A 19,706-nucleotide genomic window follows, 5' to 3' on the forward strand; every position below is an offset into this window, starting at 1 on the left:
TGCCCTACCGGCCGGGGATGTACTGCACCGCCCATCTGTTGCCGTCGGGGTCTGCGAAGTAGACAAAGTGGCCCCAGTCCTGCACATCAACGTCGCTGACATCCACCCCGTTGTCTTTCAGGTGACGGTGCGCTGCCTCGATGTCGCTGACCACCAGCTGCAGGTTGGAGCCCGTGCCGGGAGCGGCGTCCGTGAGCCCGTCGCCGATGCAGATCGAACAGGCGGAGCCGGGCGGCGTCAGCTGGACAAAGCGGATGGAGTCTGTGGGCCGCTCGTCGAAATCGGCGTTGAACCCCACCTTGTTGACGTAGAAATCCTTGGCGCGGTCCACATCGGACACAGGGACATATACAAGTTCAAGTTTCCAGTCCATGGGCACAGGCTACGGCCGGGCCCGGGAATGCGGAAGGCTTCGCCCTTGCCCGGCTTGGCGGGGGACCTTCGCCGGAGCCTCTAGCGGGCGCCGCTAGCCTGCGATGCCGTACAGGCGGTCGCCCGCGTCCCCAAGCCCGGGAACGATGTAGGACTTCTCGTTCAGCTTCTCGTCGATGGAGGCCAGGACGATGGTGACGTTGGCGCCGGACAGTTCCTCCTCCAGCTTGGCCAGGCCCTCGGGCGCCGCCAGCAGGCAGATGCACGTTACGTCGGATGCGCCGCGCTTGAACAGGAACTTGATGGCCTCGCGCAGCGTTCCCCCGGTGGCCAGCATGGGATCCAGCACGAAGATCTGGCGGTCCGTGAGGTTCTCCGGGAGCCGCTCTGCATAGGTGATGATGTCCAGCGTTTCCTCGTCCCGGGCCATACCCAGGAATCCCACCTCGGCGGTGGGCACCAGCTTGGTCATGCCCTCGAGCATGCCCAGGCCTGCGCGCAGGATGGGGACCACCAGCGGGGTGGGCTTGGTGAACGCGGTACCCACGGTGGTGCTGACGGGCGTCTCGATGGTGACCGGTTCCGTGCGGACCTCGCGGGTGGCCTCGTACGCCAGGAGCGTCACCAGTTCTTCCGTCAACTGCCGGAAAACCGGGGACGGAGTGTTTTTGTCCCGGAGAACGGTGAGCTTATGGGCGACCAGCGGGTGGTCCACAACGAGAGTGCGCATGCGTCAAAACTATCATCCGGCGTTATCCTTGCCGCGTCCGCCGTGGCCCTCATGGTGCATGGCATCGGCCACGACGTCCCGCACCACCGGGTGCTCGAAGGTGGGTGCCGGGCCTGCGTGCTCCCGCCGCCGGATCAGGTGGAACAGCCGGTGGGCCAGAATCACCATTCCCACCCAGGCGAGGCCCAGCAGCCAGCCGGCCATAACGTCCGTCAGCCAGTGGTGGCCCAGGAACACCCTGCTCAGGCCCATGGCGATGATGAAGATGACCCCTGCCGTGATGGCGGTGATCCGCGCCCAGAGCATCTGGAACTGCAGGCACATGATGTAGAGCAGCACACCGATCACCACCGTGGTGTTCAGGGTGTGGCCGCTGGGGAAGGACGGCGAGGACTCGTAGGGCGGTACCGCTTCTGTGTGGTCCGGGCGGGTCCTGCCCACGAGCCGCTTGCCCACCGTGGTGGCCGTTGTGGACACCAGTGCCGCACCCCCGACCAAAATGATGGGCCGCCACGTCCGGCTCAGGAAGGTCAGCCAGGCCGTGAGGACGCTTGCCAGGATGGGCATGCCGACCCCGCCGCCCACATTCGTGAAGGCGGTGACAAAGGCATCCGTTTCCGGGTTCCGCAGCGTCTGGAAGTATTCGAGGGCGGGAATATCCAGCCCCGCCAGCCCTTCCTCGTCCACCACGTCGGAATACACCTCGGTGCCCAGCGCGGCAAGGCTGACCACCAGGGCTCCGCCAATGATCAGCGTCAGCCACAGGGCCGCATACGGCTTGATCCACTGGTCCACGCGGTCTCGGACGGTGCTCATGTGTGCCTCCCGGCGGATGTTCGTCACGGGCTCTGGGTATCCTTCGAAACTATCATTGAGCCATGGTCTCCGCTGAAAAACACGACACGTGGATGGGGCTTGCCCTCAACGAAGCCCGCCGTGCCCTTGCTACCGAGGATGTGCCGATCGGCGCCGTGGTGTTGGGGCCCGACGGCGCCGTGCTGGGTTCCGGACGGAACCAGCGGGAGGAGCTTGGAGACCCCACCGCCCATGCCGAGGTGGTTGCCATCCGCCAGGCTGCGGAGCGGCTGCGGGAGCGTGCGCTGGTCGACGGCGGCCAGGCGGACGGCTGGCGGTTGTCCGACTGCACGCTGGTGGTCACCCTCGAGCCGTGCGCCATGTGTGCCGGCGCCATTGTCCTGGCCCGGATTCCCCGGGTGGTTTTCGGGGCGTGGGATGAGAAGGCGGGAGCGGCGGGCTCCGTGTTCGACGTCCTGCGCGAGCGCCGCCTTAACCATTGGGTGGAGGTCTATCCAGGCGTACGGGAAGCGGAGTGCGCGGTGCTGCTCCGCGATTTCTTTGCCGGGCACCGGAGCCGGCTTTAGCATCTGTCAGACGGCCGGTAAGGTCAGGCGGCCATGCCAGATCCACCAAAGAGTTGTTCCGCCCGGCGGATGAGGTGTTCCGGGACGTCTGCGGCGGAGCCCCAGTTCCTGCCACGGCCCAGGAAGACGGCGGTACCGCGCGGCACCACCACGTCATCCACGCCGCACTCCTGCATCAGTCGGGCGGCCCGGGCATTGACGGGATGGTTCGCGGAGTGGCCTTCGGCGTTCAGGTAGACGCACCAGTCGCCGCGGATGACGTCCTCCAGGACCCCGCACACCAGGCCTTCAAGGACCTCCGGGTTGTATTCCAGGCGCTCAACGCGGACAGCCTCGGCGTCGTCGTCCGGGATGATCAGTGCCGTGTACTTCGTGGTGTCCACCATGTTTGTCTCCACCAGCGTTAACACCAAAAAGCTAGGTTGTGTTCCCCGATTCAGCGGGGCGCCTAACGGGCGGACGTGCCTTTTGGGCCGGGTGTGGCGAGGGCCTCCAGGACAGTCTCCGCGGTCCGGTTCCAGTCCGGCAGACGGGTCCGGGCTTCCATGGCGGCCCGCCGCCATGCCTGACGGATGTCCGGGTCCCCGAGCCAGCCGCGCAGCACCTCAGCCAGCCTGGCCGGGCCCTCCCGGTCCCCCGGCACAAGGGGCACTGCCACTCCGGGAAGCCGGGGGCCGCCGTCGTCATCCGCCAGTCCGGCAAGCTCCAACGCTTCCACCGCTCCCGTCCCCTGGCGCACCACCACCGGAAGGCCCCGGGCAAGCGACTCTGTAACCACCATTCCGAACGCCTCAGCCCGGGACGGCAGGAGGCTCAGGTTGGCAGCGTCCCACTCCCGGTCCAATTCTTCGCCCACCAGCTCGCCGGTCAGCCGCACCCGCTCCTCCAATCCGTAGGCAGCGATCGCGGCCCGCACCTTCCCCGCGTATGCGGGGTCGGCCTGGTCGGATCCAACCAGCGCCGCCGTCCACTCAAGGTCCTGGATCCGGGATAACGCATCAACCGTCAGCAGCTGGTCCTTGTTGGGCAGGAGGGCGGCCACGGCAATCATGTGGGGTGGCCGGGAACCGGAAGCAACAGGTGCGGGATCCACGCCGGGCAGTGCGACCCTGATGCCGTGAAGCCCGTGCCGCTGCGTCAACGTGGCCGCTGTGCTGCTGCTGGTGCTGATGAGGCCCGAAGCGGCGCGAAGAGCGCGCGCCTCCCGCTTCCATGCGGGCCCGCCAGGGCCATCGGGCACTGTCATGTGGAGCAGCACCCAAGTCTCGCGCCCTGCCTTGGCTGCAAACTCCATCTCGTCCGGGGCACCCACGGCCACCAACCCGTCCACGATGACCACCGCCGGCCCCCGTCCCGCCTCCGGTTCCCACGCCCCGAGAAGCGTGCCCAGCCGGCGTCGATCCTTCGCCGAGGCCTCGGGCCAGGATCCTTCCACCGCCAGCACCTCGACGTCGGCTCCCAATCCCTGCAGCCCTTGCACCATCCGGGCGTTGTAGGCGTTCCCGCCGGAATGATGGTGGATGTTGCCGGGAACCAGCAGGCGGATGGGTGGCATGGATCAGGCGGAAAGGTCCAGCGAGAAAGTGGCCCACGCGTCCGGGTTCTCGCGGAGGGTGACGTCGATGCCTTCAAGGTGGCGGCCGTCGTCGTGATCTTTGATCTTTTCGGCGACCGACTGGGCGATGTACCGGGCGAGCGCTTCCGTGGTGCTGAGCTTGCCGGCGAAGTCGGGATGTTCGTCCAGGTTGCGGTAGTTCAGCCCTGCCAGCACCTCCTCGATGACCGTGCCTGCGGCGCCGATGTCCAGGACGATGGCGTCATCATTGAGGGCACGACGGCGGAACGCCACTTCCGCGACGAAGGTTGCGCCGTGCAGGGCCTGGGCGGGGCCGAAGGCCTCCCGGGGCAGGCTGTGGGCGATCATGAAGTGGCGGCGGACGGTCAGGCTGAACATGGATTACCTCGTGGCTTGGGAGTCGGTGGGCGGGGTGGGCTTATTGGCGTCCTGGCTGTTTCAGGCGTCCTGGCTGGTGCCCTCGCTGGCGGCCTGGCTGCTGTCCTGCGGGTACTCGATGACGTGGCAGAGCGCCTCCAGGGTTCCGTCGGCCAGGCCCTGCACCACCTCGGGCAGCTCGTCGAACGGCGACGAACCGGTGAGGAAGGCGTCGAACACCGGGTCGGCCAGCAGGGAGACGGCCAGGTCCAGGCGGTCTGCGTTGGTCCGGCGGTGGCGGCGGGCACGTGCCACCACCCCTACCTGGCTGGCCCTGATGGACAGGCGGCGGGCGTGGAAGTCCTCCCCCAGCGGCAGGGTGACCTCACGGTTCGCGTACCAGGACATCTCGATTACGTCCCCTTCGTCGCCCGCCAGCTGCAGGCTGCGTTCCAGGCCCTCCTGTGAGGCGGAGCAGTGGAACACAATGTCGCAGTCGGCTAAGGCGTCATCGGGGTGGGCGAAATCAACCTCCAACGCATCTGCCAGCTGTTTCCTGCCGGGGTCCAGGTCCACGAGTTGCAGGCGGTCCAGGGGGAAGGTGCGCAGGAGCGTGGCCACCATGCCGCCCACCAGGCCTGCCCCTACCACTGCAACCCGGTCCCCCAGCCGAGGTCCGGCTTCCCAGAGCGCGTTGACTGCGGTTTCCACCGTTCCCGTGAGGACGGCCCGGCGGGCGGGGACGCTTTCAGGAATCCTCGTCAGGTCGGCAACCGGGACGATGTAGCGGTCCTGGTGCGGGTTCAGGCAGAACACGCGCTGGCCCTTCCAGTCCTCCGGCCCGTCCTCAACTACCCCTACCGACAGGTATCCGAATTTCACCGGCCCGGGGAACTGCCCCTCCTGGTGCGGAGCCCGCATTTCGTTGGCGACCCGTGGCGGGACAGCACCGTGGTGGACCACCATTTCGGTGCCCTTGCTGATGCCGGAGTAGAGGGCGCGGACGAGGGCCTCGCCGGGGCCGGGGGCCGGCAGTTCCTCGGACCGGAGCTCGCCGTGTTCACGTTCGGTGGTCCAGTAAGCGGTGGCGTGGACGGGATTCTGCGCGTTAGTCATTGTGCTGATGAATCTAGCTGGACCGATGGGCGCGGGGAAAGTCTGACACCGAGGGCGTGCGTCTTCTCAGAAGTTGTGTCCGGTGCAGCTTAGAAACGTCCGCCAGCGCCGAACCGTTAGCCCCCCGCATAACCGTTAGGCAGAGCCGCTAGGCAGAACCGGCCGCTAGGCAGACAGTCGCTTCAGTATCGCCTCTTCGAAAAGGCTTCTTTCCCCGGGCAGGCATCCTCGAGGCCAGTGTGGTGGCTCCCAGTCCTGGTGTTCGCTCTTATAGCGACGGCCTGAGGGTGAAATCCAGCCGGGTGGTTCGTGTTTGGTGGCCGGGGTGGGTGTCCAGCCGCTGGTGTGCCTGAGGCGGTGGTGTTTGCGGCAGGGCTGACCCAGGTTGGATATTCCGGTGGTCCCACCGTGATGCCACGCCAACAAATGGTCTGCTTCGTTGTCCAACGAGTTGTTGCTGCAACCAGGGAACGGGCACTTCCCGTCCCGCATCCGCAGCCAGCGGCGGATCGCTTTGGTGACCCGGTAGCTGGTGCGCCCGATTTCCAGCGGCGCCCCGTCCCGCGGGTCCACCAGCACCCGGTAAAACGAGCCGGCACCGTCCGCGACGAGCTTCCGGGCCATCGACGCCGGGATCGGTCCGTGGCCATCGAGCATCGCCGGTTCATCCGTCAGCCCCATGAGGGAGAACACGGGCACCGTAACCAGAACCTCCGCGTGCGGAGTGCGGACGTCCGCAACAGTACCGCCCGAATCCTGCACGGTCTGCCCGTGCTGCCCGTTCTGCCCGTTGCGCCTGTTCTGTCCGTTGCTGAGGACGGCGTCGGCGAAGATGTCGGCGCAGAGCTGGGGCAGGGTGCGGGACTCGTCCGGGCCCTGCAGTCCCCGGGCGAGGGCGGTGGTGCGGTTCCACATCGCCGACGCGGTGTCCGCCGGCAGGTAGGCGTGGAACCAGGCCATCCCGTCCAGGTCCGGACGGTGCTCCACCCGCCGCTCCGCGACACTCCTGGCATGGCGTTTTTCAAGGGATTCGGGGTGGTGGCGTTCGCGCCAGGTCCGGGCCTTGTGCCGGAACCGGTGCGGCACCAACTCCCCCGGCCCCGCACACCCGCGGGCCGGGTTCGGTGCGTCCGGGCCCAGGAAATGCGCCTCCAGCGCCGCGGCCCCGGCCCGATCCAGGGTGGCGGTTTCCTCCACCACCACCTTCGCGTGAGCCCACGACAAGCTCCCGTCCTGCAACCCCGCCAAGGTCAACGGCAAAACATTGGCCAGCACCTGGGACTCGTTCAGCAGCACACCGGCAGCCCTCGCACCAATAGTCAACACACCCGCGACCTCGGCGACCACCGCCATCTCCTGCGCCTGCGCCGATACAGCGGCAGGCGTCACCGCCCGGTCGCTCTCCGCATAGGCCGCCACAGCCTGGACCTTCAACCCGGCCAGCCGCGCCTCACACCCCGCAACACCGGCAAGGATGTCCAGGCACCCATCCGCCAAACCACGCAGCGGATCAGCCACCGAAAACGGCTCCAAACCCGCCCCAGCCACCTCCGCAGCCAGCACAGCAAGAGCGGCATCGATATCCGCAAATGCCCTCACCACCGCCGCGCTTCCCATAAAAACATCATCCCGCGAGGGTCTGACAATGCGGGCGGCCACAGGGCCTCAGCCGCCTGACCGCCCGTTTTGGGGATGTGCGCCTCGCTCCGGTACCCTATTGAGGTTGGTGACGTGTCCGAGCGGCCGAAGGTGCAACACTCGAAATGTTGTTTGGTGTAAAAGCCAACGTGGGTTCAAATCCCACCGTCACCGCCAATGAGAAGGCCCGTTTCCCTGAAACCAAGGGAAACGGGCCTTTTGCTTTGTCCCGGAGGGGTTGATGGGTTCCAAGCCCCGGCGTAAAGTCCACGACGTCACGGGAGCGAGGAGCAGGCCATGGGGCAACTGATCATTCAGGACTTCGTCAGCGCCGACGGTTTCGCCGCAGACGCCAACAATGAGTTCACCTTCTACGAATATCTGGACGGGGGCACCGCTGAGTTCGACCGCAGCCAGCTGGAGTGGCTTAAGACGGTGGACACGATGGTCCTCGGGGCAAACACCTACCGGGAGTTCGCCGAGTACTGGCCCACCCTGGCCTCCAAGGACGAGATCATCGCCCCCTTGCTGAACGGACTCCGGCGCGTCGTCTTCTCCCGCCACCTGGCAAAGGCGCCATGGGGAGATATGGCGGAGGCCGCCGTCGAATCCGGCGACGCCATCGAAGCGATCAAGCGGATCAAGGGCGAGACCGACGGCGATATTGTCGTCTGGGGCAGCCTCACCCTGGCAGAAACTTTCCTGGCCGCGGGCGTCGTGGACTCGGTGAGGCTCGTAGTGATGCCGATTGCGATCGGCGCGGGCCGGAGTGTGTTTCCGTCCGGGCAGGACCCGAACGTGCTGAAGCTTCAGAGCGCAACAACGTATGACCAGGGGTTGGTCGAGCTGGTATACGGAATGCGGGCGATGAACGAATAGCTCACCCAGGAAGCGGCTGGCCTAGAGACGAGCATCGAAGGGTTCAGTCACCGCCCCATCCTAACGACGAACGTCCCAACCGGATCGCAGCACGTGTCGTTTCGAGGGCTCACAACGACACTTGCTGCGTCTGGGTTGGGCAAGGGGTTGCCGGAGTGGGCTTGCCTAAAGGTGGACCGCCGGCGCGTCGGAGGAAGCAGCGCCGCTGAACGTCTTCCGGTTGATGTCGATCAGCAGCAGGGCGATCGGTGCGGCCAGGATGGCCAGGCCTGCCGCCCAAAGGAACACGGCGGAGTAGCCGGCCGACAGGGCCGCCAGCTGCGTGCCCCCTGCCGCGGCCGTTACCGCCGCGGCAATAGTGCTGAAAAGGGCAATCCCCAGGGAGCCGCCGATTTGCTGGGACGCGTTGACAAGGGCACTGGCCACGCCGGCGTCGTCCTTGTCCACGCCAAAGAGGGCAAGGTTCTGCATGGGAACGAAGACCATGCCCAGGCCGATACCCAGGAGGATCAGTGCGGGCAGCATGGCGACCGCATAGTTGCCGTCTGCTGTGACCTGCGTCAGCCACAGCATGGCTGCGGCCATGAACACCGGGCCCACGGCAGAGGGGATTTTCGCTCCCAGAACCGGAAGGTTCCGGGCGACGATGCCTGCAGTGACGATCAGCACCACCGTCATGGGCAGCGATGCGATGCCCGCGATGAACGGGGCGAACCCCAGCACAATCTGGATGTAGTAGTTGATGAACAGGATGCCGCCGATGAGGACGGCGCCCGCCAGGAAAGAGGCACAGAACGCCGCGGCCCGGTTGCGTTCCGTTGCCACGCGGAGGGGCAGCAAGGGGTGCTGCACCTTCTTTTCGACGACGACGAACAGCACCATCAGCACCACACCGGCCAGGATGAAGCCCCACGCCTCCGGCGCACCCCAGCCATGCTCGGCGTTGGTGAAACCAAACACGAGGGAGCCCAGGCCAAGCGCGGCCAGGACGACGCCCGGCCAGTCGTACCTGGTGGAGCCCCCTGCCCTGCTCTCGCTGACCCGCCGCCCAACGCCCAGCAGGGCAACCACTGCGATGGGGACGTTGATAAAGAAGCACCAGCGCCAGGAGACATAGTCCGTCAGGAAGCCGCCCAGCAGGACGCCCACGGCTGCCCCCACACCACTGATGGAGCCGAAGATAGCAAAGGCAGTCCCGCGCTCCTTCCCGCCCGGGAAGGAAACGGTCAACAGCGCCAGGGCCGCGGGTGCCAAAAGTGCCGCGAACAGCCCTTGCAGGGCCCGCGCTCCGATGAGCTCCCACGACTGCTGGGCAATTCCGCCCAGGAGGGACGCTGCGGCGAACCCGGCCGCTGCCAGGATGAAGGTGCGCTTCCGCCCCCAAAAGTCTGCGATCCGTCCGCCCAGCAGCAGGAACGCTCCCAGCGCGAGTGCGTATGCAGTCACCACCCACGAGCGGGTGGAGTCGCTGATGCCCATTTCCACCTGCAGGCGGGGCAACGCCAGGTTAACGATCGTGCCGTCCAGGACCACCATGAACTGGGCAAGCGCCAGGAAAACCAGCGCCCACCACTTCCCTTTTTCTTTGCTCCGAGGCTGAACCTCAGCCGCTGCTAACTGTGTAGCCACGCGCGTCTCCATTTTCTATTTTCACTAATACTTACATAAGTATAAGTGTCTGGACGGTCGAGTCCTACGCGGATTGGGTGTTATTCCGGTTACTCCGGCTCGGCCAGCAGGGACGCCAGGCGCTCCAGTACGGGGGCTGCGGCCATGAGCTGCTCACGCTCCGCGGGCAGCAGCCTGCTGCTGGCCGCGGCGAGGGTATTGGCCCAGGCCCCCTCCAGGAGAGCCTTGATCCGGACAGCTTCGGGCGTGGGATGCAGGGCAACGTACCTCTTGTCCGAGGCATCGCGCGTCCGGGTGACCAGCCCGAGTGCCACCAGTTCGCGCAGTTGCGCGCTGACGTTGCTCAACTGCCGGCCCAGGCGGGCGGCGACGTCCGCCACCGTGATTCCGGGGTGCCGCTCGATGACGCGGATGACGTCAAGCACCCCACTGGACAAGGGCAGCACCCCGGTCCCCTCATGGGATTTCCGCCGTACCTCAAAGGAGATGTCCAGGACCGCCACCGCCAGTGGCCGGTGGTCCGGCGGCGCTGCTTCTTCGTGAGGGGGCGTGGACTGGCGCATCCTCCAAGCATAGGAGAGCCCGGCGCGAACCTTTCCAGGACGGCTTACCAGCCCCGCGCACGGCAGAGCGGCCGACGGCGGGAAGCACCCGCCGTCGGCCGCTGGCCTTCCTGACCTGCTGCTTAGGCTTTTGCCAGGACCGCGTGGGCCGGTGCCTGGCCGGGAACCTCAGCCGGGGTGCCCGGCTCGCCGCGGCCGTACAGCCAGTCGTTGTACTGGAAGTTGTTGTCGCCGCGGCTCTTGAACAGCATGTTCCGCAGCACCCGGGCCACACCGTCCACGTGCCAGGACTCGCCCCAGATCCGCGCGGTCCGCTGGACCCGGGCAGTCCTGGCTGCGCGGGCCTCGTTGAAATCGCGGAAGGCAGTCTCCCACGCACTTGCATCAATGCCGTCGGCGGTGAAGACGCTGCCGCGGGTGGTGTCCTGCAGGACCGCTGCATCCTCGAGGGCCTGGCATGCACCCTGCGCCAGGTACTGGAGCATCGGGTGCGCCGCGTCCCCGATGAGTGCCATCCGGCCGGCAACCCAGTTTTCGATCGGATCCCGGTCATACATCGGCCAGCGGATGCCGGTGGCCAGGTTCTTCAGGGCTTCCTGCACGGCGGGGACGCAGCCGGCATAGGCGGCCTCAAGCTCGTCAACGCCCCCGTACTGCTCTTCACCGCGCTCGAACGAGGCGGACTTGAAGACCGCCACGGTGTTCAGCAGCTCGCCTTTGCGCAGCGGGTACTGGACAAGGTGGCAGTTCGGCCCGAGGTAGACAATGACGTCCTCGAGGTCCGCGGCGGGGGTCTCGGACGTGATGGGCACGGTTCCGCGGTAGGCAACGTAGGCCGACGAGACGGGACCGTCATTGGCCACGGTGCCACGGAGGGTGGACTTCAGGCCGTCTGCTGCCAGGACTGCGTCTGCCTCGTACACTGCGCCGGCGGCGGTGTAGGCCCGGGCCTTGCCGCCGTCGGTCTCCACCTTCTGGACCAGGACGTCGTTGACCAGGGTGACGCCGGCTGCCTGGCAGGCTTCGAGCAGGATCCGGTGCAGGTCGCTGCGGTGGATCACCACGTAGGGGGCTCCGTAGCGCTCCTCGAATTCACCGCCGAGGGTCTGGCGGGTCAGTTCCTCGCCGGTGACGGCGTCGCGGAACACCAGGTGCTTGGGCTGCACGCCGATCTCCAGGGCCTTCTCCAGCAGGCCCCAGCGCTTGAGCACCCGCGAGGCGTTGGGTGCCATCTGGAGTCCGGCGCCCACTTCGCCGAAGGCGGGGGCCACCTCCACCAGGGTGACGTCGGCGCCGTTCTCCTTCAGGGCGAGCGCCCCGGCAAGCCCGGCCATGCCGCCGCCCACTACCAGGACATCGGTGGACGCTTTGATGTTGGTCATTGTGAAACTCCTACTGCTTTGGTGGTCGATGCGATTTTGGTGCCGATGATTCCGAGCAGCACGGCTGCTGCGGCGGCTGCCCCGGCAAATGCCAGGAAGTTTGAGTTGACGCCCAGGCCTGCTGCGAGCAGCAGCCCGCCCACCTGCGGGGCGGCGACGGCGCCGACCCGGCCGACGCCGAGTGCCCAGCCAAGTGCGGTGCCCCGCAGGTGCGCCGGATAGTGGCTGGCCACCGCGGCGATGATGAGGCATTGGGTGCCGTGCGTTCCCACCCCGGCGAGCACCAGCATGAGATAGACGACGGCGACCGGTGGCCCTGTGACCAGGACCAGCAGTCCGGCGGCGGCGACGGCGGCTGCCGCGATGGCCGTGGGTATGGGTCCGAAGCGGGTGCCCGCCCAGGCGGTGATCACCGAACCGGCCACAGCTCCGAGGTTCAGCGCCAGCGCGAACGTCAGGGCGGAGCCCAGGTTGTAGCCCGCAAGCTGCATGAGGTTCGGCAGCCACGTCCCCAGCCCGTACCAGGCGAACAGCGTCACCAGCGTCGCGATGGCATACAGCACGCTCATGCCGATGAACGGTGCACGGAGCAGGGATCCGAAGCCGACGGGCTCCTTGCCTGCGTCGTTCCCGGCGGTTCCGGTTTCCCCGGCTACGCCAGTTACCGCCGGCGGCAGTGTCTCCGGCAGGTAGCGCAGGCCCAGCGGAATGACCACCACCAGCGCGAGGACGGCCACCAGGAACATGATGGGCCAGCCGAAGGCGGGAATGAGCGGGATGCCCACCAGGGCCGCGATGGACCCGCCGATGGGGACACCGGACATCATGAGGGTGGCAATGGTGGACCGCCACTTTGCCGGCACCAGTTCAGCCACCAGCGCGTTGGCGGAAGGCACCAGGCCGCCCAGTCCTATTCCGGCGAGCAGCCGCAGGCCGCCGAACACCGGAGCGTTCGGGGCGAAGGCGCACAGGATGGTGAACACGGAGAAAACCACCGCGCACCCGATGATGGTCCGCCGCCGGCCCCAGCTGTCGGACATCCGGCCGGCGAAGATTGCCCCGATCATCATGCCGATGAAGGCCATGGACCCGACGGTCCCCGCCGTGGCTTTGGTCAGGCCCCAGTCGGTGTCGTTGATCAGGGATCCCTGCACTGTCCCGTAGACGATGAGGTCGTAGCCGTCGAAGACGACCAACAGCCAGCAGACCAGGACGGCCATGACAGAACGCCTGGGAAACGCGGCCGGCCCGGAGCCTGCAGTCCCGGGACCCGTGCCGGCGGGTATGGTGCCCGCAGATGGGCGCTGCGGCACTGCAGCGGAAGGTGTGTGATTCATCCCACTACTGTGCTGGCCGCTCCCCTGCACCGCCTATAAGATTCTGGCATGCAGAATCTTCCGGCCCGCCGGATGCCCACGTACCCCATCGAGGCCGTGGACAACGCCCTGCAGCTCCTCCAGCTCCTGCGCGACGTCGGCAGCCTCCGGCTCAAGGACGCCGCCGAAGAACTGAAAGTGGCGCCGTCCACCGCCCACCGGCTGCTGGCCATGCTGGTGTACCGGGGGTTTGCGGTGCAGGACGAAACGCGGCGTTACGTTCCCGGTCCGGCGATGGGCGCAGGCCCGGCGGGCGTCAACTGGACCCGGCCGCTGCGTGAACTGGCCCGGCCGCACATGGAGCTGCTCAGCTCCCGGACCAGCGAAACCGTGAACCTGATGATCAGGGTGGGAACCAAGGTGCGTTTCCTGGACACCGTGGAAGGCACCAACGCGCTGCGGGTGGGCGACCGCCAGGGAACAGTTATGCCGGCCAACAAGGCCTCGGGCGGGAAGGCAATGCTGGCCGAACTGGATCCGGCAATGCTCGAACAGCTGTTCCGCAGCCCCAACGCGGAGATCGGCGGCGACAACATTCCGGATGACGAATACCCCGGCTTCCTGCGCGAACTGGAAACCATCCGCAGCAACGGGTTCGCGGCGAACTTCGAAGGCACCGAGGAAGGGATCAGCGCATTCGGTGTAGCCCTCCATAACGGCCGGGGCAATGTGGTGGGCGCCATCAGCGTCGCAACCCCGGTGGCCAGGTTCCGCCGCCTGTTCGATGCCGGCCTCGTTGCGGTGATGATGGAAACCCGGAGGCAGCTGGAGATCGACATCGCAGCCAATCCGGTGGACCCCGCCGCCCGGACCTAAGCAGGTCCCGTCCCCACAATAATTTCTGCACACCAGAATTAGATGGGGATCACACTCCGCTCTCCTTAGTGTCGAATGCACGCCGCAACCAGTCCGCATGCAAGGAGAAGGCCACCGTGTCCATCAGCGCTGAAAACCACACGCACGAGTCCGTAGCCCAGGGAATGTCCCTTCCGGACCCCACTCCCGAAGAGGCTGCCCAGCTTGAGCAGCTCTACAAGGACTTCGACAGGGAAAACCTGATCCCCTTGTGGACGGAAATCGCGGACCTGATGCCGATGGTCCCGTCGCCAAAGGCTGTGCCCCATGTGTGGCGGTGGAGCGACCTCTACCCGTTGGCCGCCCGCGCCGGTGACCTGGTGCCCGTGGGCCGGGGCGGGGAACGCCGGGCCATTGCCCTCGCCAACCCCGGCCTGGGCAACACCCCCTACGCAACCCCCACGCTGTGGGCCGCCATCCAGTACCTCGGCGCCCATGAGACCGCCCCCGAGCACCGACACTCGCAGAACGCCTTCCGCTTCGTCGTCGAGGGCGAAGGCGTGTGGACCGTGGTGAACGGGGACCCGGTGGCCATGCGCCGCGGGGACTTCCTGCTGACGCCGGGCTGGAACTTCCACGGCCACCACAACGACACAGACCAGCCCATGGCCTGGATCGACGGCCTGGACATCCCGTTCGTCCACTACACGGATGCCGGGTTCTTCGAGTTCGGCACCGAACGCGTCACCGACGAAGCCACCCCGGACATCTCCCGCTCCGAACGCCTCTGGGCCCACCCCGGCCTGCGCCCGCTCTCCGGCCTGGAGGACACCACCAACTCCCCCATCGCCGCCTACCGGTGGGAGCACACGGACGCCGCGCTCCGTGAACAGCTCCTGCTGGAGGACGAGAGCCACCCCGCCACGGTGTCCCAGGGCCACGCCGCCGTCCGGTTCACCAACCCGACCACCGGCGGGGACGTGATGCCCACCATCCGCGCCGAGTTCCACCGCCTGCGCGCCGGCGCCGCCACCGAACCCCTCCGCGAGGTGGGGTCCAGCGTCTGGCAGGTCTTCGAAGGCACGGGCACCGTGGTGCTCAACGGCGAACCCAAAAACCTGGCCAAGGGCGACCTGTTCGTCGTCCCCTCCTGGCAGGAATGGTCCCTGCAGGCCGGCACCGAATTCGACCTCTTCCGCTTCAGCGACGCCCCCATCTTTGAACGCCTGAACTTCAACCGCACCTACATCGAAGGACGCACCAAGTAATGAGACTCCTCACCCTCCGCACTTCCGAAGGCACGACGGCGGTCCGCCAGGACGGCGACACCCTCACCGAAATTTCCGGGTTCGGCGACGTCGGCGCCCTGCTGCAGGACCCCGCCTGGGAAACCACGGCGAAGGCAGCCAACGGCGCAACACACGCCCTCGACGGCGCCGACCTCGCCGCCGTCGTGCCCTCCCCCGGGAAGATCATCTGCGTGGGCCACAACTACCGCAACCACATCAAGGAAATGGGCCGCGAAGTCCCCGAATACCCCACCCTGTTCGCCAAGTACGCCGAATCCCTGATCGGGCCCAACGACGACCTGGCCCTCCCGCAGGAATCAGACACCGTGGACTGGGAAGCCGAACTCGCCCTCGTCATCGGCAAGCAGGGCCGCCGCATCAGCGAAGCCGACGCCGCGGACCACATCGCCGGCTACGGCGTCCTGAACGACATCAGCATGCGGGACTACCAGTTCCGCACCATCCAGTGGCTGCAGGGAAAGACCTGGGAGAAGTCCACCCCGTTCGGCCCCGCCCTGGTCACCAAGGACGAATTCACCCCCGGCCCGCTCATGACCTCCGCGGTGGACGGCGACGTCCAGCAGTCCACCCCCACCTCGGACCTGGTGTTCACCCCCGAATTCCTGGTGTCCTACATCTCCACCATCATCACGCTGAACCCCGGCGACGTCATCGCCACCGGCACCCCCGGCGGCGTGGGGCACGCACAGGACCCCAAGCGCTACCTGCAGGAAGGCCAGGTCCTGGTCACCACGATCGATGGACTGGGACAGCTGACCAACCGCGTGGTCAAGGAAGCCTGATGGCAGCCCGCCACGACCAGACGAAGGACCCGGCGCTCCTGGACGCACTGCTCCAGGTGCGCCGGGGCACCGCGTTCTTCGCCCGCAAGCTCAACGAGCTTTCCGACGCGGACCTGGACGGCGCATCGCTGCTGCCGGGCTGGACCCGCCGGCACGTCGTGGCACATGTCGGCTACAACGCGCGCGCCATCGCCAGGCTGACTGAGTGGGCGGCCACCGGGGTGGAGACTCCAATGTATGCCTCCCCGGAGGCCCGGAACCACGAGATCGCTTTTGGCTCCACACTCAGCCCCATCGCGCTGCGGAACCTCTTCGACCACTCCGCCATCCACCTGAACGTCGAATGGCGCGACCTGCCCGCCGACGCCTGGCATCACAAGGTCAAAACCGCCCAGGGAAGGATTGTTGCTGCCGAGGAAACCGTCTGGATGCGAACCCGCGAAGTCTGGCTCCACGCAGTCGACCTGGACAACGGCGCCTCCTTCGCCGAGATCCCGGAACCCGTCCTGGCACGGCTCCTCAAGGACGTCACCGGAGCCTGGGCCACCCGCGGCACCGACCAGGGCCTGAGGGTGGAAGTCACCGGACAGCCCGCCGCACTGTTGTTCGGGGATGCCGTGTCCGCCTCACCCCTGGTGGTCTCCGGCCCCCTCGCCGCCATCGCGCAGTGGGCCACCGGCCGCGGCACAGCCAGGACCTCCGCTTGGCACAACGGCGGACCGGTCACACCGGTGCCCGCGGCGCCTGCTTGGATCTGAGCTGCGTGCTCTGACCTGCGCTTTTTCAACCCCAGGTACGGAACCTGGTTCCTCGGAACGCTGCCCAAAGAACGGCCGCCCGAGTTGGACCAGGTTCCATATTTAAGGCCCTGTGCGCTGGATACCATGATGTGACCGGACAGAGCCGTCCGGACGGATCGAGCGCAAAAGGAACCCCATGGCCGCGGTTACGGTGGACGACATCCTCTCGGATCTCCCCCTGGGTTTCGCCAGCCTCATCCTGCGGCCCGGCCCGGCCGGCGCTGCCATCGAACGGTTCCTGATCCTGGACGCCGACGATGAAGCCGCCGACGCCGGTGGGGCCTTTGTCCTCCTGATCGGCGTGCGGGGCCGGTCAGCGTTGCCCGCGCTCCGCAGGCTCCTGCGGAACCCGCCGCCGGTGGTTGCCGTCAAAGGCAGCCGCGAAGACCTCGCCGAAGCCGAGGAACTGCTCCACGCCGCGGGTACCGGGCTGCTCGTGGTGGATCCGGGCGCCGACTGGGACCGGCTGCTGTCCATCGCCAAGGACCGCATCCAGCCGCCCAGCTACCAGAGCGAAGTCCTCACGCTGCTGGAAGAGGACCTTTTTGCCATCGCCCAGACCACGGCCCGGCTGACCTCAAGCCACGTTGTCATCGAGGATGCCGCCAACAAGGTCCTGGCCTACTCCACCGTCTCGAACGACATCGACGAGCTGCGGAAAGCCTCCATCCTGGCCCGGCGCGGGCCGCGGAAATACGAGCTGCTGCTCAAGGACCTTGGCGCCTACCGCGAACTTCACCGCACCCGGCTGCCGGTCCGTGTTCCGGCACGCCCGCAGGACGGGCTGCGGGAACGGGTTGCCATCACGCTCTTCGCCGGTGAGCGGATCATGGGCTACATCTGGCTGCAGGAAACCGGGGACGGCTTCGGGCCGGACGTCGACTATGTCCTCACCGGGTCCGCCGCCCGCGTTTCGGCCGAACTGATCCGCTACCGCAACCAGCAGTCGGTGCACATGCGCGAAGACCGCATTGTCCGGATCCTGTCCGGTCCGGCAGAGGCGGCAGCCAGCGCCCACAGCGAAAAGATCCCGGCGGAGCACCCGGCCGCGCTGATCCTGATTGGCATGTCCGACGCGCAGTCCCAGGCCGACGACGCCGCACTCAAGCACGGCGAACTTGCCAACCTCGCCTCCATCCATGCCGCTGCCTACAAGGCGTCCGCCGTCGTCGGGCAGTTCAACGGGGACACTGCCGTCATCGTCCCGGGCCTGCAGTCTGCAGCCGTGGAACCGGGGCTGCGCACGCTTGCCGAGGCCATCGTCCGCGACGCCCGCAAGCATCTGGGCATCAGTCCGTTCGCGGCCATCAGCCCCGTGGTGCCGAACCTGCTCACCATCCACTCGGCCACCCGCATCACCGAGGCCCTGCTGGCCTGCGTTGCCACGTCACCGGACGCCGCCGTGGCAACCGTGGACGACTTCGAAGGCGAAATCCTGTTCCGCGAAGCCGTCACGAACTTCACCTCCTCGCCCTTCCGCCACCGCAGCCTGGCGGCGCTGCTCCAGGGGGACGCCGAACTCGCCGAAACCCTGCGGGTGTACTTCGACGCGTCATTCGACGTTGCCGAGTGCGCACGGCGCCTGGCCCTTCACAAAAACACCGTCTACTACCGCGTCAGCAAGGCCGCCCGCTCCACAGGCCTGGACTTCGGCAACCCGCGCGACGCGCTGGTGGCCATGCTCCACCTCCAGGAATGGGCCGCTGCGCACAACGATCGTTCAGGCAGGAAATGACCACACTTCTCGAAGCGCCGCCCCTGGGCCCGCTGCTCGATGACATCGTCCGCAGCCACCGCCCCCGGCAGGAGTCCGGCACCGTCCCCACCAACATCCCGTTCCTGGCGAACGTGCCTTTCGACAGCTTCGGGATAGCCGTTGCCACCACCGGCGGCGAAGTCTTCAGCTCCGGCGACGCGTACGTCCCCTTCTCCATCCAGAGCATCTCCAAGGTTTTTACGCTCGCCATGGCGCTCCAGGGGAGCAGCCCGGGAAGCCTCTGGACCCGGGTCCTGCGCGAACCGTCCGGAACATCCTTCAACTCCCTGGTGCAGCTGGAGGTTGAGCACGGCATCCCGCGCAATCCCTTCATCAACGCGGGCGCGCTGGTGGTTACCGACCACCTGATGGAAGAAACGTCCGACGCCGCCACGCAGCTTCTGCGGTTCGTCACCGGACAGGCGGGGAACCGTCAGTCAGTTTCCGGAATGGCAGGGTCCGGGGCAGCGGGACCCTTTATCGACGAGGCTGCCGCGGCCAGCGAGCTGGCCCGCAGCAGCCGCAACCTTGCCCTGGCCCACTTCCTGAAGGACTTCGGCAACCTTCGGCGGCCGGCCGAAGCCGTGGTCCACAACTATGTCCGGCAGTGCTCCATCATGATGACCTGCGTTGAACTGGCCAGGGCTGGACTGTTCCTTGCCAACAACGGCCAGGGCACGCAAGGAACCGTCCTGTCCAGGAGCGAGGCGAAACGGATCGGGTCCATCATGCTCACCTGCGGCATGTATGACGCCGCGGGCGAGTTCGCCTACCGTGTGGGCCTGCCCGGCAAAAGCGGCGTGGGCGGCGGCGTCCTGGTCATCGTCCCGGGCCAGTGCGCCATCTGCGTCTGGAGCCCGCGCCTGGACGCCAAGGGCAATTCCCTGGCCGGCACCGCGGCCCTGGCTGATCTTTCGGACCGCACCGGCTGGTCCGTCTTCTAGGTTTCCCCCCCCGGCTGCACTCCCCACAGCTTCTTTCCCCAACCAGCAGGATCTTCTCCGTATCGAAAGGATCACCCATGCCCAACAACCCCAATGACGAGGTTGAGATTTCCCAGCTTGACGGCGGCCACGCCCATGCTTCCGAGTCGGCGTTGCATGCCGAGGACAAGGGTTACCACAAGAACCTCAAACCCCGGCAGGTCCAGATGATCGCGATCGGCGGCGCGATCGGTACCGGCCTGTTCCTGGGCGCCGGCGGGCGGCTGAACGCAGCGGGCCCGTCGCTGGTCATCGCGTACGCGGTCTGCGGATTCTTCGC

Annotated in this window: 20 protein-coding genes, 1 tRNA gene and 1 pseudogene; 10 read left to right on the top strand and 12 right to left on the bottom strand. The window is 66.9% G+C overall.

Annotated elements, in window-relative coordinates:
* Positions 1-4: 4 nt before the first annotated feature.
* The 3 genes from B5520_RS17340 to B5520_RS17350 form a co-directional block, all read right to left on the bottom strand.
* On the bottom strand, positions 5-373 hold the full coding sequence (locus B5520_RS17340) for a glyoxalase superfamily protein (RefSeq protein ID WP_079598343.1): 369 nt from the start codon (positions 371-373) through the stop codon (positions 5-7).
* A gap of 93 nt (positions 374-466) precedes the next feature.
* The gene (upp, locus tag B5520_RS17345) at positions 467-1,102 is read right to left on the bottom strand and encodes a uracil phosphoribosyltransferase (protein ID WP_079598319.1); all 636 of its coding nucleotides are present in this window, start codon (positions 1,100-1,102) and stop codon (positions 467-469) included.
* Between the two features lie 12 nt (positions 1,103-1,114).
* Entirely contained in the window at positions 1,115-1,918 is an 804-nt protein-coding gene (locus B5520_RS17350; RefSeq protein ID WP_079598344.1) for a phosphatase PAP2 family protein, read from the bottom strand.
* 62 nt (positions 1,919-1,980) lie between these two features.
* Between B5520_RS17350 and tadA the strand changes: the two genes are divergently transcribed.
* Positions 1,981-2,484, top strand: a complete 504-nt coding sequence (gene tadA, locus B5520_RS17355) for a tRNA adenosine(34) deaminase TadA (RefSeq protein WP_079598320.1) — start codon at positions 1,981-1,983, stop codon at positions 2,482-2,484.
* Positions 2,485-2,507: 23 nt separating this feature from the next.
* Here tadA and B5520_RS17360 read toward each other — a convergent pair whose 3' ends face one another.
* From B5520_RS17360 to B5520_RS17380, 5 genes are all read right to left on the bottom strand, one after another.
* A complete protein-coding gene (locus B5520_RS17360; RefSeq protein WP_079598321.1) occupies positions 2,508-2,870 on the bottom strand; it encodes a hypothetical protein in 363 nt (120 codons plus the stop codon).
* 62 nt (positions 2,871-2,932) lie between these two features.
* A complete protein-coding gene (locus B5520_RS17365) occupies positions 2,933-4,039 on the bottom strand; it encodes a glycosyltransferase family 4 protein (RefSeq protein ID WP_079598322.1) in 1,107 nt (368 codons plus the stop codon).
* A 3-nt stretch (positions 4,040-4,042) separates the two neighbouring features.
* On the bottom strand, positions 4,043-4,438 hold the full coding sequence (locus B5520_RS17370; RefSeq protein ID WP_079598323.1) for a 6-pyruvoyl trahydropterin synthase family protein: 396 nt from the start codon (positions 4,436-4,438) through the stop codon (positions 4,043-4,045).
* Positions 4,439-4,498: 60 nt separating this feature from the next.
* Positions 4,499-5,533, bottom strand: coding sequence for a zinc-dependent alcohol dehydrogenase (locus tag B5520_RS17375; RefSeq protein ID WP_079598324.1), 1,035 nt, complete (start codon positions 5,531-5,533; stop codon positions 4,499-4,501).
* Positions 5,534-5,698: 165 nt separating this feature from the next.
* A complete protein-coding gene (locus B5520_RS17380; RefSeq protein ID WP_079598325.1) occupies positions 5,699-7,150 on the bottom strand; it encodes an HNH endonuclease signature motif containing protein in 1,452 nt (483 codons plus the stop codon).
* Between the two features lie 108 nt (positions 7,151-7,258).
* Here B5520_RS17380 and B5520_RS17385 point away from each other — a divergent pair.
* Together B5520_RS17385 and B5520_RS17390 are read left to right on the top strand one after the other, a co-directional pair.
* Positions 7,259-7,348, top strand: a tRNA-Ser gene (locus B5520_RS17385).
* A gap of 120 nt (positions 7,349-7,468) precedes the next feature.
* Positions 7,469-8,050, top strand: coding sequence for a dihydrofolate reductase family protein (locus B5520_RS17390; RefSeq protein WP_079598326.1), 582 nt, complete (start codon positions 7,469-7,471; stop codon positions 8,048-8,050).
* A 165-nt stretch (positions 8,051-8,215) separates the two neighbouring features.
* Here B5520_RS17390 and B5520_RS17395 read toward each other — a convergent pair whose 3' ends face one another.
* The 4 genes from B5520_RS17395 to B5520_RS17410 all read right to left on the bottom strand — a co-directional run bounded on the left by B5520_RS17395 (position 8,216) and on the right by B5520_RS17410 (position 12,961).
* The gene (locus B5520_RS17395) at positions 8,216-9,679 is read right to left on the bottom strand and encodes an MFS transporter (protein ID WP_079598345.1); all 1,464 of its coding nucleotides are present in this window, start codon (positions 9,677-9,679) and stop codon (positions 8,216-8,218) included.
* 89 nt (positions 9,680-9,768) lie between these two features.
* Positions 9,769-10,242, bottom strand: coding sequence for a MarR family winged helix-turn-helix transcriptional regulator (locus B5520_RS17400; RefSeq protein ID WP_079598327.1), 474 nt, complete (start codon positions 10,240-10,242; stop codon positions 9,769-9,771).
* 122 nt (positions 10,243-10,364) lie between these two features.
* Positions 10,365-11,624 carry an FAD-dependent oxidoreductase gene (locus tag B5520_RS17405; protein ID WP_079598328.1) on the bottom strand — a complete coding sequence of 420 codons (1,260 nt, stop codon included), beginning with the start codon at positions 11,622-11,624 and terminating at the stop codon, positions 10,365-10,367.
* Positions 11,621-12,961, bottom strand: coding sequence for an MFS transporter (locus B5520_RS17410; RefSeq protein ID WP_079598329.1), 1,341 nt, complete (start codon positions 12,959-12,961; stop codon positions 11,621-11,623). The genes B5520_RS17405 and B5520_RS17410 overlap by 4 nt, the downstream gene beginning before the upstream one ends.
* A gap of 48 nt (positions 12,962-13,009) precedes the next feature.
* Here B5520_RS17410 and B5520_RS17415 point away from each other — a divergent pair, with 48 nt between their 5' ends.
* The 7 genes and pseudogenes from B5520_RS17415 to B5520_RS17445 form a co-directional block, all read left to right on the top strand.
* Positions 13,010-13,816, top strand: a complete 807-nt coding sequence (locus tag B5520_RS17415) for an IclR family transcriptional regulator (RefSeq protein WP_079598330.1) — start codon at positions 13,010-13,012, stop codon at positions 13,814-13,816.
* A 116-nt stretch (positions 13,817-13,932) separates the two neighbouring features.
* Positions 13,933-15,063 (top strand): cupin domain-containing protein, encoded by a 1,131-nt coding sequence (locus B5520_RS17420; protein ID WP_079598346.1) that lies wholly within the window; start codon positions 13,933-13,935, stop codon positions 15,061-15,063.
* Entirely contained in the window at positions 15,063-15,887 is an 825-nt protein-coding gene (locus tag B5520_RS17425) for a fumarylacetoacetate hydrolase family protein (protein WP_079598331.1), read from the top strand. Before B5520_RS17420 ends, B5520_RS17425 begins: the two co-directional genes overlap by 1 nt.
* The gene (locus tag B5520_RS17430) at positions 15,887-16,645 is read left to right on the top strand and encodes a maleylpyruvate isomerase family mycothiol-dependent enzyme (protein ID WP_079598332.1); all 759 of its coding nucleotides are present in this window, start codon (positions 15,887-15,889) and stop codon (positions 16,643-16,645) included. Before B5520_RS17425 ends, B5520_RS17430 begins: the two co-directional genes overlap by 1 nt.
* Positions 16,646-16,823: 178 nt before the next feature.
* The gene (locus tag B5520_RS17435) at positions 16,824-18,422 is read left to right on the top strand and encodes a PucR family transcriptional regulator (protein WP_079598333.1); all 1,599 of its coding nucleotides are present in this window, start codon (positions 16,824-16,826) and stop codon (positions 18,420-18,422) included.
* The gene (locus tag B5520_RS17440) at positions 18,419-19,387 is read left to right on the top strand and encodes a glutaminase (RefSeq protein ID WP_079598334.1); all 969 of its coding nucleotides are present in this window, start codon (positions 18,419-18,421) and stop codon (positions 19,385-19,387) included. The genes B5520_RS17435 and B5520_RS17440 overlap by 4 nt, the downstream gene beginning before the upstream one ends.
* A 77-nt stretch (positions 19,388-19,464) precedes the next feature.
* Positions 19,465-19,706: pseudogene (locus B5520_RS17445) on the top strand (amino acid permease); the annotation flags it as partial.

Source organism: Arthrobacter sp. P2b (assembly GCF_900168295.1).
Classification (GTDB): domain Bacteria; phylum Actinomycetota; class Actinomycetes; order Actinomycetales; family Micrococcaceae; genus Arthrobacter.

Coding starts and splice junctions, on each gene's coding strand:
- B5520_RS17415 (WP_079598330.1), top strand. CDS start 13,010: ATGCAGAATCTTCCGGCCCGCCGGATGCCCACGTACCCCATCGAGGCC.
- B5520_RS17410 (WP_079598329.1), bottom strand. CDS start 12,961: ATGAATCACACACCTTCCGCTGCAGTGCCGCAGCGCCCATCTGCGGGC.
- upp (WP_079598319.1), bottom strand. CDS start 1,102: ATGCGCACTCTCGTTGTGGACCACCCGCTGGTCGCCCATAAGCTCACC.
- B5520_RS17350 (WP_079598344.1), bottom strand. CDS start 1,918: ATGAGCACCGTCCGAGACCGCGTGGACCAGTGGATCAAGCCGTATGCG.
- B5520_RS17440 (WP_079598334.1), top strand. CDS start 18,419: ATGACCACACTTCTCGAAGCGCCGCCCCTGGGCCCGCTGCTCGATGAC.
- B5520_RS17370 (WP_079598323.1), bottom strand. CDS start 4,438: ATGTTCAGCCTGACCGTCCGCCGCCACTTCATGATCGCCCACAGCCTG.
- B5520_RS17375 (WP_079598324.1), bottom strand. CDS start 5,533: ATGACTAACGCGCAGAATCCCGTCCACGCCACCGCTTACTGGACCACC.
- B5520_RS17390 (WP_079598326.1), top strand. CDS start 7,469: ATGGGGCAACTGATCATTCAGGACTTCGTCAGCGCCGACGGTTTCGCC.
- B5520_RS17425 (WP_079598331.1), top strand. CDS start 15,063: ATGAGACTCCTCACCCTCCGCACTTCCGAAGGCACGACGGCGGTCCGC.
- B5520_RS17430 (WP_079598332.1), top strand. CDS start 15,887: ATGGCAGCCCGCCACGACCAGACGAAGGACCCGGCGCTCCTGGACGCA.
- B5520_RS17405 (WP_079598328.1), bottom strand. CDS start 11,624: ATGACCAACATCAAAGCGTCCACCGATGTCCTGGTAGTGGGCGGCGGC.
- B5520_RS17360 (WP_079598321.1), bottom strand. CDS start 2,870: ATGGTGGACACCACGAAGTACACGGCACTGATCATCCCGGACGACGAC.
- tadA (WP_079598320.1), top strand. CDS start 1,981: ATGGTCTCCGCTGAAAAACACGACACGTGGATGGGGCTTGCCCTCAAC.
- B5520_RS17400 (WP_079598327.1), bottom strand. CDS start 10,242: ATGCGCCAGTCCACGCCCCCTCACGAAGAAGCAGCGCCGCCGGACCAC.
- B5520_RS17435 (WP_079598333.1), top strand. CDS start 16,824: ATGGCCGCGGTTACGGTGGACGACATCCTCTCGGATCTCCCCCTGGGT.
- B5520_RS17380 (WP_079598325.1), bottom strand. CDS start 7,150: ATGGGAAGCGCGGCGGTGGTGAGGGCATTTGCGGATATCGATGCCGCT.
- B5520_RS17340 (WP_079598343.1), bottom strand. CDS start 373: ATGGACTGGAAACTTGAACTTGTATATGTCCCTGTGTCCGATGTGGAC.
- B5520_RS17365 (WP_079598322.1), bottom strand. CDS start 4,039: ATGCCACCCATCCGCCTGCTGGTTCCCGGCAACATCCACCATCATTCC.